The organism is Ruegeria sp. CDSC021 (assembly GCF_059610845.1).
Genome location: NZ_JBXWOK010000002.1, coordinates 173,390 through 187,337, shown reverse-complemented (window position 1 = coordinate 187,337; position 13,948 = coordinate 173,390). Strand labels below are relative to the sequence as shown.

15 protein-coding genes are annotated in these 13,948 nt (G+C 58.3%); 13 read left to right on the top strand and 2 right to left on the bottom strand.

The genetic code is table 11. The features are described 5' to 3' along the window. The first annotated feature begins 41 nt into the window (after positions 1-41). From trpS to AC2FGB_RS05810, 13 genes are all read left to right on the top strand, one after another. Entirely contained in the window at positions 42-1,070 is a 1,029-nt protein-coding gene (gene trpS / locus AC2FGB_RS05870) for a tryptophan--tRNA ligase (protein ID WP_281995207.1), read from the top strand. Between the two features lie 60 nt (positions 1,071-1,130). Next, positions 1,131-1,994, top strand: a complete 864-nt coding sequence (locus AC2FGB_RS05865) for a branched-chain amino acid aminotransferase (protein ID WP_496693589.1) — start codon at positions 1,131-1,133, stop codon at positions 1,992-1,994. 60 nt (positions 1,995-2,054) lie between these two features. Then, the gene (locus AC2FGB_RS05860; protein ID WP_142635548.1) at positions 2,055-2,510 is read left to right on the top strand and encodes a universal stress protein; all 456 of its coding nucleotides are present in this window, start codon (positions 2,055-2,057) and stop codon (positions 2,508-2,510) included. A 10-nt stretch (positions 2,511-2,520) separates the two neighbouring features. Next, positions 2,521-3,108, top strand: a complete 588-nt coding sequence (locus tag AC2FGB_RS05855; protein WP_496688959.1) for a 2-hydroxychromene-2-carboxylate isomerase — start codon at positions 2,521-2,523, stop codon at positions 3,106-3,108. 75 nt (positions 3,109-3,183) lie between these two features. Then, complete coding sequence (locus tag AC2FGB_RS05850) at positions 3,184-3,747, top strand: NifU family protein (protein WP_496688961.1); 564 nt, start codon at positions 3,184-3,186, stop codon at positions 3,745-3,747. Next, positions 3,737-4,324, top strand: coding sequence for a tRNA (adenosine(37)-N6)-threonylcarbamoyltransferase complex dimerization subunit type 1 TsaB (tsaB, locus tag AC2FGB_RS05845; RefSeq protein ID WP_496693588.1), 588 nt, complete (start codon positions 3,737-3,739; stop codon positions 4,322-4,324). The genes AC2FGB_RS05850 and tsaB overlap by 11 nt, the downstream gene beginning before the upstream one ends. Then, entirely contained in the window at positions 4,321-4,734 is a 414-nt protein-coding gene (locus AC2FGB_RS05840; RefSeq protein WP_496688963.1) for a GNAT family N-acetyltransferase, read from the top strand. The genes tsaB and AC2FGB_RS05840 overlap by 4 nt, the downstream gene beginning before the upstream one ends. Before the next feature lie 158 nt (positions 4,735-4,892). Further along, the gene (locus AC2FGB_RS05835; RefSeq protein WP_142635539.1) at positions 4,893-5,891 is read left to right on the top strand and encodes a BMP family lipoprotein; all 999 of its coding nucleotides are present in this window, start codon (positions 4,893-4,895) and stop codon (positions 5,889-5,891) included. Positions 5,892-5,983: 92 nt separating this feature from the next. Further along, a complete protein-coding gene (locus AC2FGB_RS05830) occupies positions 5,984-7,513 on the top strand; it encodes an ABC transporter ATP-binding protein (protein ID WP_496693587.1) in 1,530 nt (509 codons plus the stop codon). A 1-nt stretch (position 7,514) separates the two neighbouring features. Next, positions 7,515-8,606: an ABC transporter permease gene (locus AC2FGB_RS05825; RefSeq protein ID WP_142635535.1), complete on the top strand. Its 1,092-nt coding sequence runs from the start codon at positions 7,515-7,517 to the stop codon at positions 8,604-8,606. A gap of 3 nt (positions 8,607-8,609) precedes the next feature. Further along, positions 8,610-9,578 (top strand): ABC transporter permease, encoded by a 969-nt coding sequence (locus tag AC2FGB_RS05820; RefSeq protein ID WP_142635533.1) that lies wholly within the window; start codon positions 8,610-8,612, stop codon positions 9,576-9,578. A gap of 356 nt (positions 9,579-9,934) precedes the next feature. Further along, positions 9,935-10,855, top strand: a complete 921-nt coding sequence (locus AC2FGB_RS05815; protein WP_496693586.1) for a sulfite exporter TauE/SafE family protein — start codon at positions 9,935-9,937, stop codon at positions 10,853-10,855. A gap of 2 nt (positions 10,856-10,857) precedes the next feature. After that, entirely contained in the window at positions 10,858-11,625 is a 768-nt protein-coding gene (locus tag AC2FGB_RS05810) for a TIGR02186 family protein (protein ID WP_142635529.1), read from the top strand. 4 nt (positions 11,626-11,629) lie between these two features. Here the strand turns inward: AC2FGB_RS05810 and AC2FGB_RS05805 are convergent, their stop codons facing one another. After that, positions 11,630-12,358, bottom strand: coding sequence for an SDR family oxidoreductase (locus tag AC2FGB_RS05805; protein ID WP_496693585.1), 729 nt, complete (start codon positions 12,356-12,358; stop codon positions 11,630-11,632). Next, complete coding sequence (locus AC2FGB_RS05800; RefSeq protein ID WP_142635525.1) at positions 12,355-13,887, bottom strand: ATP-dependent DNA helicase; 1,533 nt, start codon at positions 13,885-13,887, stop codon at positions 12,355-12,357. Before AC2FGB_RS05800 ends, AC2FGB_RS05805 begins: the two co-directional genes overlap by 4 nt. Between the last annotated feature and the right edge of the window lie 61 nt (positions 13,888-13,948).

The following is a 13,948-nucleotide window of genomic DNA, read 5'->3' as shown; positions in this document are numbered from 1 at the left end:
AAGCGACGGGGGCTGATTTTTCCAGACGGGAGTTCCCTTCGATGACCGATTCCAAGTTCACGCCGCGCGTGTTTTCCGGTGCACAGCCATCCGGTAACCTGCACCTTGGCAACTATTTGGGCGCATTGCGGAACTGGGTTCGGATGCAAGGGTCCGACTATCAGACAATCTACTGTATGGTCGATTTGCACGCGATCACCGTTTGGCAGGACCCCAAAGAGTTGCAGCACGCAACGCGTGAGCTGTGCGCGGGGTATATCGCATCAGGATTAGATCCCGAAAAATCGATCCTGTTTAACCAAAGCCAGGTTCCTGAGCACGCGCAACTAGCATGGATTTTTAACTGCGTTGCCCGGCTTGGCTGGATGCAGCGCATGACACAGTTCAAAGATAAGGCTGGCAAGAACGCACAGAATGCATCGTTGGGCCTATTCGCCTATCCGGCGCTTATGGCCGCAGATATCCTTGTATATCACGCGACACATGTACCCGTCGGAGATGATCAAAAGCAACACCTGGAACTAACCCGAGATATCGCAACTAAGTTCAATCATGACTATGGCGTCGATTTTTTTCCGTTGACCGAACCCGTCATCAAAGGTGCGGCAACTCGGGTCATGAGCTTGCGCGATGGGTCAAAAAAGATGTCCAAATCCGACCCCTCTGACATGACCCGGATCAACATGACCGATGATGCCGAGACGATCGCCAAGAAAATCCGAAAGGCCAAGACCGACCCGGACGCTCTGCCTTCGGAAGTCGATGGCTTGGACAACCGCCCCGAGGCCCGCAATCTGGTGAATATCTACGCCGCCCTCAGCGATCAGACGGCGGATCAGGTTCTGGCCGACGTTGGCGGCAAGCAATTTGGCGAGTTCAAACCGATGCTGGCCGATCTGGCGGTTGCCAAACTGTCTCCGATCTCGACCGAAATGGCCCGCCTGATGGGTGAAGAGGCCGAGATTGATCGCATTCTGGCCAATGGCGCAGAAAAGGCGCGGGCGATTGCAGCCCCGATCCTGCAGCAGACCTATGACATCGTCGGCATGGTTGGTGCGAAACGGGGCTGATTGGCTCTGGACGTTGCCTTAACGCCTTCCTAGGTTTGCCTCAAAGCTTGGGAGGGCGTCATGGCAGTCGGCAAGAACATCCGCACCTATTTCAACGGGCAATGGCATGATGGGGATGCACCGATCATGCGCGCTGCAGATCATGGTGCGTGGCTGGGATCATCCGTCTTTGACGGCGCGCGGTTCTTCAACGGGCTGACCCCGGATCTGGAGGCCCATTGCGCCCGCGTGAACCGCTCTGCCGAGGCGCTGATGCTGACCCCGACCGTCACTAAAGACCAGATGGTCGAGATCGTGCTGGAAGGGCTTGAAGCCTATGCGCCCGACGCGGCCGTGTATATCCGCCCGATGTATTGGGGCATCGACGGAGATGCGACAGCGATCGTACCGCAGGAAAACAGCACCGGGTTTGCTGTCTGCCTGGAAGAGATTCCGATGGCGCCTGAGACCGCCTCGGACACGCTGGGACTGACCCGATTCCGCCGTCCGGTACTGGAATCAGCAGTGGTGAATGCCAAGGCGGGGTGTCTGTATCCCAACAACGCACGGATGCTGAACGAGGTACGTGCGAACGGGTTTTCGAATGCTTTGGTGGCTGACGCATTGGGCAACGTAGCCGAAACCGCAACCGCCAATATCTTTATGGTCCGCGACGGCGAGGTCTTTACCCCCGTCCCCAACGGCACCTTCCTTGCCGGCATCACCCGTGCACGACATATCAAAAACCTGCGGGCCGACGGCGTGGCTGTGCATGAGGCGGTTCTGAGTTTCGAGGATTTCTACGGGGCCGACGAGGTATTCATGACTGGCAACATGAGCAAGATCACCCCGGTGACCGCGCTGGAGGACACCCGGTTTCAGGTCGGGCCCGTCGCCCGGCGTGCACGCGACCTGTATTGGGACTGGGCCGCCAGTGGGCGTTAGGCTCTGGTTGCCAGCACGCACCTAGTCGGGCATGATCCCCGGAAATGAATGAGGACACCCATGCGCAAGTTCCTAGTGGTTCTGGATGACAGTCGCGAATGCCTGAATGCGATGCGATTCGCGGCTATGCGCGCGGCCCATACCGGCGGCGGCGTAACAATCCTGTCGGTAATCCCACCGGACGAATTCAACCATTGGATCGGCGTTGCCACCGTCATGCGTGAAGAAGCGCGCGAGCGTATCCATGCGCATTTTGAAGTTTTCGCAAAATGGATGCGCGACAAGCAAGACGTTGATCCTGAACTGGCCATCCGCGAAGGCGAGCCCGTTGCCCAGATCATCGAGCATGTGCAATCCGATCCTGATATCGGCGTTCTGGTTCTGGGTGCAGGCACTGACAAAAAGGGACCTGGCCCATTGGTGACTCAACTGACCAAAAACTCAGGCAGCCTGCCGATCCCAATCACTATTGTTCCTGGTGATCTGAGCAAAGAAAAACTCGAAGCGATTACCTGAGGCCACACCGATGCAACGCAGCATTCAATTCTGGTTCGAATTCGCCTCGACCTATTCCTATCTCAGCGCGATGCGTATCGAAGAGGTCGCCGCACGCCAGGGCGTGTCGGTTGAATGGCAGCCTTTTCTGCTGGGGCCGATCTTTGCCGCCCAAGGGTGGGATAATTCTCCGTTCAATCTGTATCCGGCGAAAGGCCGGTACATGTGGCGCGATATGGAACGCCTGACCGCCCAGCGCGGCTTGCCATTTGTCCGGCCCGATCCTTTTCCGCAGAACGGCCTGAAAGCGGCCAGGTTAACACTGGCGATTGACGACCAGATGCAAAAAGCTGCCTTTGTGCGCGCCGTCTATTCCGCCGAATTTGCCGAAGGGCAGAACATCGCAGATGATACTGTTCTGGCCGGATGCCTGAACTCAGCCGGGCTTGCCACAGATTTGCTGTCCCAGACCCAGAATCCGGCGATCAAAGCAGCGCTTATCTCGCAGACAGAAACCGCTCAGGCCAAAGGGCTTTTTGGCGCGCCCAGCTTTCTGGTCGGGGATGAGCTGTTCTGGGGCGATGATCGGTTGGACGACGCGATAAGCTTGGCTGCATAAATTTAGAATCGTTCCAATTCTTGACTTCCAGTGCGCGGACCCGCATATCAGAGACAACAGATACGGAGCCGCGCCATGTTCATCCAGACCGAATCCACACCGAACCCTGCAACCCTGAAATTCCTGCCCGGCCAGACCGTGCTGGAAGCGGGCACTGCAGATTTCCCATCGGCTGAGGCTGCGGAAAAGTCGCCGCTGGCCAACCGCATTTTCGCTGTGAGTGGCGTGACCGGAGTCTTTTTCGGCAATGACTTCGTGACCGTGACCAAAGCGGACGACGTTCAGTGGGACCACATCAAACCCGCCATTCTGGGCGCGGTGATGGAGCATTATCAATCCGGCCAGCCGATCATGGGAGCGGATGCCAATACGGCCTCGGGCCATGCTGAACACAGCGGCGAAGACGCCGAGGTGGTCAACCAGATCAAAGACCTGCTGGACAGCCGTGTGCGCCCGGCAGTCGCGCAGGACGGGGGCGACATCACGTTTCACGGTTTTGACCGCGGCATTGTCTACCTGCATATGCAAGGGGCCTGCGCAGGCTGCCCATCCTCGACGCTGACGTTGAAGATGGGAATCGAAAACCTGCTGCGTCACTACATTCCCGAAGTGACCGAGGTTCGCCCTGTTGCCGTCTGAACCACTCATTCTGGCGTTTGACACATCGGCCGCGCATTGCGCGGCCGCTTTGTTGCGCGGTGACCGGATTGTGGCGTCTTGTGTCGAGCCCATGTCGCGGGGACAAGCCGAACGTCTGATGCCGCTGCTCGAAGAGGTGCTGTCATCAGAACAATGCTCATGGCGCGACCTGTCAGCGATCGGCGTTGGAATAGGCCCAGGCAATTTCACAGGCATCCGCATCTCGGTCTCGGCCGCGCGGGGTCTGGCCTTAGGTCTGGGGATACCGGCCATCGGTGTGTCGGGCTTTGACGCGCTTGCCACCCTGGACAGCGATGCGTTGCCCGCAATTCGCGCGCCCAGAGATCAGGTCTATGTTTCTCAGCCTGATATGGAACCGGCACTGATCCAGCTTGATCAGGCAAAATCGCTGGGCACACTGATGTTCAACGACAACCCCAAGGCTCAGGTCTGCGCTATTGCCCGCGTGGCAGCGCAAAGATGGCAGACTACGACCGAGGCACCGGCCCCCCTATACATACGCCCCGCAGACGCGGCGCCCTCCAAGGATCAACCGCCGATGTTGCTGGACGGATGACCCCGGAAGACCTGGCCGATACCCATGCGGCGGCTTTTACGCAAGCGCGCCCCTGGACCGCCACAGAGTTTGCAGAGCTGCTGCAGAATCGCTTTACCCATATCGTCGGCGACACCCAGTCCTTTGCCCTTTTTCAGGCAATCGCTGACGATGCCGAACTGCTGACGATTGCCACCCATCCCACAGTTCAGCGTCAGGGACTGGCTAGGAAGCGTATGGTCGAATGGCACGCGGCTGCCAAAAAACTGGGCGCTATCCGGGCGATTCTGGATGTTTCCATCGCCAACCAGCCCGCGATTACACTTTACAAGCATTGCGGGTATCGTGTGTGCGGCACGCGCAAGAATTACTATACGGTTGAAAATAATCAGAAAATTGATGCCATCGTCATGGAATGCAATTTAACCTGAGACAGGTCGCGAATTTTCTTGGACCAAATGGTCAAAAATCTGTTGACCGCGGCGGTTGCAAACGGCCTTAATTCCCGCCATCACAACGGTTATGCTCGCTAACAGTGGGTAAACGGGGCTATCTTGGCTCCGACCGAAAAAACAAACGGGAGTAACAAATGACCCTGATGAAATCCTTGATGGGCGCCGCAGCGGCGGTTGCACTGACAGCGGGTGCCGCACTGGCCGAACCGGCACTGATCTTTGATCTGGGCGGCAAGTTCGACAAATCGTTCAACGAAGCCGCGCATAACGGCGCCTCACGCTGGGCGGAAGAAACGGGCGGCACATACCGCGAGATCGAAATGCAGTCCGAAGCGCAACGCGAACAGGCCCTGCGCCGCTTTGCCGAAGCAGGCTCGAACCCGATCATCACCATGGGTTTCGGTATGGCTGACCCGCTCAGCGCGGTTGTTGCCGACTATCCGGACACGAAATTTGTCGTTGTCGATGTAACCTGGCTGGACGCGCCTAACCTGCGTCAGGTTGGATTCGCTGAACACGAAGGGTCTTACCTCGTTGGTATGATGGCGGCGATGGCATCCGAATCCGGGACTGTTGGCTTCATCGGCGGCATGGATGTTCCGCTGATCCGTCACTTTGGCTGCGGCTATGCTCAGGGTGCCAAGGCGGTGAACCCCGATATCAACGTGGTTGCCAACATGACCGGCACAACGCCTGCGGCATGGAACGACCCGGTTAAGGGCTCGGAACTGACAAAGGCACAAATCAGCCAGGGTGCCGACGTGGTCTATGCCGCAGCTGGCGGCACCGGTGTTGGTGTTCTGCAAACCGCTGCTGACGAAGGCATCCTGTCAATCGGTGTCGACAGCAACCAGAACCACCTGCACCCGGGCAAAGTTCTGACCTCGATGCTGAAGCGCGTGGACGTCGCTGTTTACGAGGCGATGAGCGCAGGCGAGAACGTTGAGACCGGCGTATATATCATGGGTCTGGCCGAAGACGGCGTTGGCTATGCGATCGACGACAACAACGCTCCGCTGGTTTCGGATGATATGAAAGCAGCAGTCGACAAAGCCCGTCAGGACATCATCGACGGCAATGTTTCAGTTGTCAGCTATTACGAGAACGACAGCTGCCCAGCACTGCAGTTCTGATATCGCGCGGGTCGGGGGTGATGCTCCCGGCCCGATTCCACTTTGCTGCACCGGGATGACCGGGCAGTCCTTTCGGCAACTGAGGACAAGACATGACCGTCCCCGCCATTGAGCTCAAAGGGATATCCAAATCCTTTGGGCCGGTTCAGGCCAACAAAGACATTTCCATCAGCGTCGCCCCCGGTACGATCCATGGGATCATCGGTGAAAACGGTGCGGGCAAATCCACGCTGATGAGCATTCTCTACGGCTTTTACAAAGCCGACAAAGGTGAAATCTGGATCAATGGTCAAAAGACCGAAATCCCTGACAGCCAGGCCGCGATCGCCTCGGGCATCGGGATGGTGTTTCAGCATTTCAAACTGGTCGAGAATTTTACCGTTCTGGAAAACATCGTGCTGGGCGCCGAGGATGGAAGGCTGTTGGCCCCGTCCCTGAATAAAGCCCGCAAAGAGTTGAAAGAGCTGGAAGAAGAATACGAACTGTTCGTTGACCCCGAAAAGCGTATCGACGAAATCGGTGTGGGGATGCAGCAAAGGGTTGAGATTCTTAAGGCGCTGTATCGCAAGGCCGAGATCCTGATTCTGGACGAACCAACCGGCGTGCTGACCCCATCCGAGGCGGATCAGCTGTTCCGCATCCTCGACCGGCTGCGGGCCGAGGGGAAGACGATCATCGTGATCACCCACAAACTGCGCGAGATCATGGAAAACACCGACACCGTGTCGGTCATGCGCCGCGGGCAAATGACGGCCACCGTGAAAACCGCCGAGACCAGCCCCGAAGAACTGGCCGAGCTGATGGTGGGCCGCAAGGTTCTGCTGCAGGTCGACAAGGTTCCGGCACAGCCCGGTAAGCCCATCCTCGAGATTGAAAACCTGCGTGTTTTCGACAGCGCGGGCGTCGAGCGTGTCAAAGGCATCGACTTGACCGTGCGCGCTGGTGAGATCGTGGGCATCGCAGGCGTCGCCGGCAATGGCCAATCCGAACTGCTAGAGGTTCTGGGCGGGATGCGCCCGGGCCAGGGCCAGATCAAACTGAACGGCACGCCGCTTGCGCTCAGCGGGGCGGGGTCAGATGGCCAGGCGCGGCGCGCGCAGCACATTGCGCATGTGCCCGAAGACCGCCAGCGCGAAGGCCTGATCATGGATTTCCACGCCTGGGAGAACGTGGCCTTCGGCTATCACCGAGACCCGGCCTATAAGCGTGGCCTCTTCATGGATAACGCCGCCCTGCGCGCCGATACCGAAGCCAAGATCGAAAAATTCGATGTGCGCCCGCCGAACCCCTGGCTGTCGGCTAAAAGCTTTTCGGGCGGCAATCAGCAGAAGATCGTCGTCGCGCGTGAAATCGAACGTAACCCGGACCTGCTGTTGGTCGGTCAGCCGACCCGAGGCGTGGATATCGGGGCGATCGAATTCATTCACAAACAGATCGTCGATCTGCGCGACCAGGGCAAGGCGATCCTGCTGGTCTCGGTCGAGCTGGAAGAGATTTTCTCGCTGTCGGATCGAATCGCGGTCATGTTTGACGGACATATCATGGGCGAACGCCTGCCCCATGAAACTGATGAAAAAGAACTTGGCCTGTTGATGGCCGGTGTTGCGGGAGAGGCAGCGTAACATGGAAAAAATGCCCAAATGGGCCGATGTCGTTCTGATCCCGGTGATCAGTCTGCTTCTGGCTGCAATCCTGTCGGCGCTGGTGATCCTCGCCATTGGCGAAAACCCGATCGAAGCGGTGAACCTGATGGTCACCGGCGCGCTGGGATCGACCTATGGCTGGGGCTATACGCTGTATTACGCCACGAATTTCATGTTCACCGGACTCGCTGTGGCGGTCGCCTTTCACGCACGGCTGTTCAATATCGGTGGCGAAGGTCAGGCGATGCTGGGCGGGCTTGGCGTGGCCGTGGTGTGCCTTTACATCGACTGGCCGCATTGGAGCATCGCCTTGCTGGCCGCCTGTGCCGCATCGATGGTGTTTGGGGCCGCTTGGGCGGCCATTCCGGCCTATCTGCAGGCCAAACGCGGCAGCCATATCGTGATCACCACGATCATGTTCAACTTCATCGCTGCTGCCTTGCTGAACTATATGCTGGTCAACGTCATGCGCCCGCAGGGCTCGCAAGACCCGGCAACTGCACGCTTCCCCGAGGCGGTGCATCTGCCGACGTTCCAGTCGATGTTCTCGACCGCTGAAAACGTCGTATTCCGTGGCGCACCTGCCAATATCTCATTCTTTGTTGCAGTCCTGGCCTGTGTGATCGTTTGGGCGCTGATCTGGCGCACCCGGCTGGGCTATGAGATCCGCGCCTATGGGCATTCGGAAACCGGTGCCGTCTATGCCGGTATTTCTCCGGTTCGGATCACCATCATCGCCATGCTGATCTCGGGCGCGCTGGCTGGTCTGATGGCCACGAACAACGTGATGGGTGAGGCAGAGCGGCTGGTTCTGAACTCGACCGAGGGCGCTGGCTTTATCGGTATCGCCGTGGCGCTGATGGGTCGATCCCATCCGTTTGGGGTGTTTCTGGCGGCGCTGCTGTTTGGTTTCCTCTATCAAGGCGGGGCCGAGCTGGCGCTATGGACGTCTATCCCGCGCGAGCTGATCGTAGTCATTCAGGCCCTGGTGATCCTGTTCACCGGCGCGCTTGACAACATGGTCCGCATGCCGCTTGAGAAACTGTTCCTTGCCATGCGGAAGGAGGGCTAAGCGATGGATACTTTCGTTACCCTCATCCAGGTCCTCGATTCGACCGTCCGCCTGGCCACGCCGCTGTTGCTGGCATGTCTGGCCGGTCTGTATTCCGAACGCGCCGGTATTTTCGACATCGGGCTTGAGGGCAAGATGCTGATCGCGGCCTTCTTTTCTGCTGCCGTCGCCGCCGTGACCGGATCGGTCTGGCTGGGATTGCTGGCCGGGATCGCGGCCTCTCTTGTTCTGTCCGCCCTGCATGGGGTGGCCTCGATCACCTTTCGGGGCAACCAGCTGATTTCAGGCGTCGCCATCAACTTTCTGGCCTCGGGGCTGACGGTCCTGATCGCGCAAAGCTGGTTCAAGCAAGGCGGGCGTACCCCCTCGCTGTTCGGCGGAGGGCGCTTTGAACCGATCACCTTCCCTTTTGCGGATGCCGTGAGTGATGTCCCATTTCTTGGGCCAATCTATTCCGAGCTGCTGTCCGGCCATTCGATCCTGGTCTATGTGTCTTTCCTTCTGGTCCCGACAACTTGGTGGGTTTTGTACCGCACCCGCTTTGGCCTGCGCCTGCGCGCGGTGGGTGAAAACCCAGCCGCGGTGGATACGGCCGGGGTTTCTGTCGTTGGGCTGCGTTTTGCGGCCGTCGCGATCTGTGGCGTGCTTTGCGGCATTGCCGGTGCCTATCTGGCCACGGCCCTGCAAGCTGGATTCGTCAAGGAAATGACTGCCGGTCGCGGGTTCATCGCGCTGGCGGCACTGATCTTTGCAAAATGGCGGCCATGGCACGCGATGTGGGCTTGCCTGCTGTTCGGACTGTTGCAAGCGGTTGCGTTGCGGTTCCAAAATATTGACCTGGGTGGCGTGGTGATTCCTGTGCAGGTCATGGATGCGCTGCCATATATCCTGACCGTCGTCATTTTGGCCGGCTTTGTCGGCAAGGCCGTTCCACCGAAAGCCGGTGGCGAACCCTATGTAAAAGAGCGGTAATAGGTCCAGTTTGAAACACACGTCAGTCCTGTTCGCTGCATGGCGGCATGTAGAGTTGATTTTACATGCCGCAACGGCTCTAAAGGGGCATGGATGTGTTTCCAGTGACAGCTGATTTGAGAGAGTTTCTCGCCGGGGTGCCGGATGCTAGGTCTTGCGCTTGGTCTAAGGGGATACTCCCTGTCAAAACGCCTTTTGCGGATGCACAGTTTCAGACTGGTCCAAGCCGCCAGCCCTGCTTTACCCTGCCTCGCCAAGGGCGTGATTCTGCGCGTCAGATACGAACCCTTTCACAAATTCCAGAAGTCGAATGTGTCACATTGCGCGACGCAGCTGGCCCTAATTACTAGTACCTCATGCAAATTTACCTTCCTATCGCTGAAGTTTCCGTAAACGCCTTTCTGCTGCTGGGGTTGGGCGGCATGGTCGGCATCCTGTCAGGGATGTTCGGGGTCGGCGGCGGGTTTCTGATGACCCCGCTGTTGTTTTTCATTGGCATCCCACCAGCAGTTGCCGTAGCCACCGAAGCGAACCAGATTGTCGCCTCGTCCTTTTCTGGTGTTCTGGCCCATTTCCGCCGAAAGACGGTCGACCTGAAGATGGGCACGGTATTGCTGGTCGGGGGACTGATCGGTGCTGCGATCGGGGTGGTGATCTTCAATTATCTCAAAAGCCTCGGACAAGTCGATTTGCTCGTAACCCTGTGTTACGTGGTCTTTCTGGGCGTCGTCGGCAGCTTGATGTTCATCGAAAGCCTGAACGCGCTGCGTAAATCCAAAAAGGGCACCGCCGCCCCTGTTGCACGTCGTCAGCGCGGCTGGATTCACGCGATGCCGTTCAAAATGCGGTTCCGTACATCGGGCCTCTATATCTCGGTCATCCCCCCCGTCCTGGTCGGGCTTAGCGTAGGTATCCTTTCTGCGATCATGGGTGTCGGAGGCGGCTTTATCATGGTTCCTGCCATGATTTACCTGCTGGGAATGCCCACCAAAGTCGTTGTCGGCACCTCCCTATTCCAGATTATTTTCGTAACAGCGTTCACCACGATGCTGCACGCGACAACCAACTACACAGTCGACATTGTTCTGGCTGTGTTGTTGCTGGTCGGCGGCGTGATCGGGGCGCAGATCGGAACGGTGATCGGCGCACGAATGCCTGCCGAGCAGCTGCGCGTATTGCTGGCTGCACTGGTCTTGGTGGTTTGTGGCAAACTGGCGCTGGATCTGCTTCTGGAACCCTCCGAGCTCTATTCGCTCGGCGTTGCAGGGGGGCACTGATCATGCTGAGACGGTTGATCCTGCTACTCGCCCTCTGTGTCACCCCGGCCATCGCCGAGGAGGAACAGGTCGTGCTTGGCCTAAGCCAAGACCGGGTTGCCATCACGGCGAATTTCGATGGCTCGGAAATTCTTATTTTCGGTGCCGTGAAACGTGAAACGCCGATCCCTTCCGGCCCACCGCTTCAAGTTATCGTGGCCGTTGCAGGCCCCTCGAGCCCAGTGACGGTCCGGCGAAAAGAACGCAGGCTGGGTATCTGGGTCAACACCGACAGCGTCCTGGTCGACCTTGCGCCCAGTTTTTATGCGGTTGCCACCAGCGCTCCGCTTACAGAAATCCTGTCAGATACAGAAGACCTGCGGTACAGGATCTCGATTGAACGGGCCATTCGATCAGTGGGTGCCGCGATGAATATCCGGGGCGCGCAGAATTTTGCCGAGGCCGTCGTTCGCATCCGTGAGGATGAGGGCCTGTATTCTATCCGCGAAAATACGGTTGCGGTGGACGAGCAGACATTGTTCCGAACATCAATCGACATGCCAGCCGATTTGACCGAAGGCGCCTATTTCGCGCGCATATACCTGACCCGCGGCCGAGAAGTTGTTTCCCAGTTCGAGACCACAATCGACGTGCGGAAGGTCGGGCTGGAACGGTTCCTCTACAACATGTCCCGTCAGCAGCCGGTCTGGTACGGCCTGATGTCTTTGGTCATCGCCATCGCGGCGGGTTGGGGAGCGTCCACAGCCTTCCGACTATTGCGCGAGAACTAAAGCCCTATCCACGCCCGATATAGGGCATCGTAGTGGCCATGACGGTCATGAACTGGACGTTTGCCTCTGCAGGCAAAGACGCCATGTGCAGTACAGAACGTGCGGCATCGTCAACAGCCATCGTCGGGTCGGGCTGCTGCCCGCCCGCGATGGCGTTTTCAACCAGGTTTTGCACCATCTGTGTTCGCGCGTTGCCAATATCGATTTGACCACAGGCGATACCAAAGGCGCGCCCGTCCAGTGATAGGCTGCGTGTCAGGCCTGTTATCGCGTGTTTCGTAGCGGTGTAATGGACCGAATTCGGACGCGGTACATGCGCGGCGATCGAACCGTTATTGATGATCCTTCCCCCTTGCGGGGCCTGATGCCGCATGATGCGAAAGGCTTCGCGCGCGCTCAGGAACATCCCGTTCAGGTTCACGCTGACGCTCTGGTACCAATCCTCCAACTGGATTTCGTCTATCGTGCCGCCGGGGGCAAAGATTCCGGCATTATTGAATAATACGTCAAGACGTCCCGTCTCATTCTGGAATGTCTCGAAAGCACCCGAAACAGCGGTGGGGTCGGTAACATCGGTCACCAAGGGGATCGCATTCTTGTGCCTTTCAGCCAATTTGCTCAGCACATCCGCGCTGCGCGCCAGCAGCCCAACCGCCCAGCCCTCGGTCAAAAACAGCTCGGCAGTTGCCCGTCCGATGCCTGAACTGGCGCCTGTAATGATGATGGATTTCATATCTCTTCGGCCTCCAGGGTCAGCGTCGCCGCCGGAGCCGCGCGCAAATCATCCACGCGCAGCGGATAAGTGGGCTTGGCCAGCCTGTTGCGCACCACCCAAATCAACCTTTCTTGCGCTCGCGTGATCGCAACATAAGCCAGACGTTTCCACAACGGTTGCCCAGCCTCGGTTCGCCCCATCCGGGCAGCCGCATATATATCCGGCGCAAACACCTGTACCGTGTCCCACTGCGACCCCTGCGCCTTGTGAATGGTCACTGCTGCGCCATGCAAAAAGGTTGCCCCCATACGCGCTGCAAACGGAATAAACGGTTCCTCCTCATCAGGCATTTCTATTTTGACAATCGACGCTGCGCTGACCTGAGGATCCTCGGCTCCCATCACATGCAGGCGCGAAAACCCCGGTTTTCGTCCTGGCCCCAGATAGATGACCTGAGCACCCTTGATTAGCCCGCGCGCCTCAAGATCCAGCCTTTTCTTGCGGTGCTTCAGCGGCAGTTCGATTCCATCGCAAATCAGCGGCTCTCCCGCCAGAAGCTCGGTGTCGGGTGCAGCGTGAACATTGCGGAAGGCTTGAATCAAGCGAATTCGGGTGGCATTTCGCCAGACCAGAACCGGGCTGCGGGCCATCAGGTCAACTTCAACACGCTGCCCCCAAACAACTCGGTCATCCTGTCGGGCGGTCTGTTCGACGAGCCGTTCAAAATCCTCAAACCCCATCTGAGGGTCGGCCAGCGCATGCGCGAGGTCCAGGATCGGGTTGTCTGCCGTCTGCCGGTGGACCCTGTGCAATACCTGCTTTCGCGGCTCGGGCAGCGTCTCGAATACCATGCTGCCGGACTGATTGACCGGGGCGAGCTGCGCCGGATCGCCAAAAAGCAACAGGGTCGGAAAGATCTCTTTCAGGTCTTCGAACTGCCGGTCATCCAGCATTGAGGCCTCATCTACAAAGCCTATGTCCAGCGGCTCCTCCCGACGCTTCCAGCCGGTGATAAAGTCGGACCCACGAAGGCCCGCAGCGGCCAGCGCGCCGGGGATCGACTTGTTGTTCTGATAAAAAGCAGCGGCCCGGTCCAGGGCTTCGTCAGTCAACCCTTCAACCTCGGGGCGTTCATCGTTGCCCGCCAGCCATTCGGCAATGCGTTCATATTCCGGGTCATAAACCGGCGTATAGAGGATGCGGTGGATCGTGGTCGCAGGCACACCCCGCAGGCGCAAAACACTGGCGGCCTTGTTCGTTGGCGCAAGAATGGCCAAACTGCGTTTCTCGCGCGCTTTGCGGCTTTCGAAATCACCGGAAACAATCTGAAGACCCGCGTCAGCTAATGCTTTGTAAAGCTCTGCCAGCAGTAGCGTTTTCCCTGAACCCGCCTTGCCGATCACGGCCATCACCCCGGATTCGCCATTGCCGGGCATTTTCAGCAGGGCATCATCATCCAGGTCCACACCAGCAGATTTCAGCATCTCGGAAATGCTGTCATAGGCGGCGGCTTGATCGTCAGAAAAGGTTACTGTGGGTATAGACATGGCGCGACCCTACAGGGCCACGCCAGCTATCGCCAGATATGGAATTGGCTTTCAGACCCCG

Bases quoted from the DNA above. Each gene is read 5' to 3' on its own strand.
- trpS (WP_281995207.1), top strand. From the start codon at position 42: ATGACCGATTCCAAGTTCACGCCGCGCGTGTTTTCCGGTGCACAGCCA.
- AC2FGB_RS05810 (WP_142635529.1), top strand. From the start codon at position 10,858: ATGCTGAGACGGTTGATCCTGCTACTCGCCCTCTGTGTCACCCCGGCC.
- AC2FGB_RS05830 (WP_496693587.1), top strand. From the start codon at position 5,984: ATGACCGTCCCCGCCATTGAGCTCAAAGGGATATCCAAATCCTTTGGG.
- AC2FGB_RS05850 (WP_496688961.1), top strand. From the start codon at position 3,184: ATGTTCATCCAGACCGAATCCACACCGAACCCTGCAACCCTGAAATTC.
- AC2FGB_RS05840 (WP_496688963.1), top strand. From the start codon at position 4,321: ATGACCCCGGAAGACCTGGCCGATACCCATGCGGCGGCTTTTACGCAA.
- AC2FGB_RS05865 (WP_496693589.1), top strand. From the start codon at position 1,131: ATGGCAGTCGGCAAGAACATCCGCACCTATTTCAACGGGCAATGGCAT.
- AC2FGB_RS05805 (WP_496693585.1), bottom strand. From the start codon at position 12,358: ATGAAATCCATCATCATTACAGGCGCCAGTTCAGGCATCGGACGGGCA.
- AC2FGB_RS05820 (WP_142635533.1), top strand. From the start codon at position 8,610: ATGGATACTTTCGTTACCCTCATCCAGGTCCTCGATTCGACCGTCCGC.
- AC2FGB_RS05855 (WP_496688959.1), top strand. From the start codon at position 2,521: ATGCAACGCAGCATTCAATTCTGGTTCGAATTCGCCTCGACCTATTCC.
- AC2FGB_RS05815 (WP_496693586.1), top strand. From the start codon at position 9,935: ATGCAAATTTACCTTCCTATCGCTGAAGTTTCCGTAAACGCCTTTCTG.
- AC2FGB_RS05800 (WP_142635525.1), bottom strand. From the start codon at position 13,887: ATGTCTATACCCACAGTAACCTTTTCTGACGATCAAGCCGCCGCCTAT.
- AC2FGB_RS05860 (WP_142635548.1), top strand. From the start codon at position 2,055: ATGCGCAAGTTCCTAGTGGTTCTGGATGACAGTCGCGAATGCCTGAAT.
- AC2FGB_RS05835 (WP_142635539.1), top strand. From the start codon at position 4,893: ATGACCCTGATGAAATCCTTGATGGGCGCCGCAGCGGCGGTTGCACTG.
- AC2FGB_RS05825 (WP_142635535.1), top strand. From the start codon at position 7,515: ATGGAAAAAATGCCCAAATGGGCCGATGTCGTTCTGATCCCGGTGATC.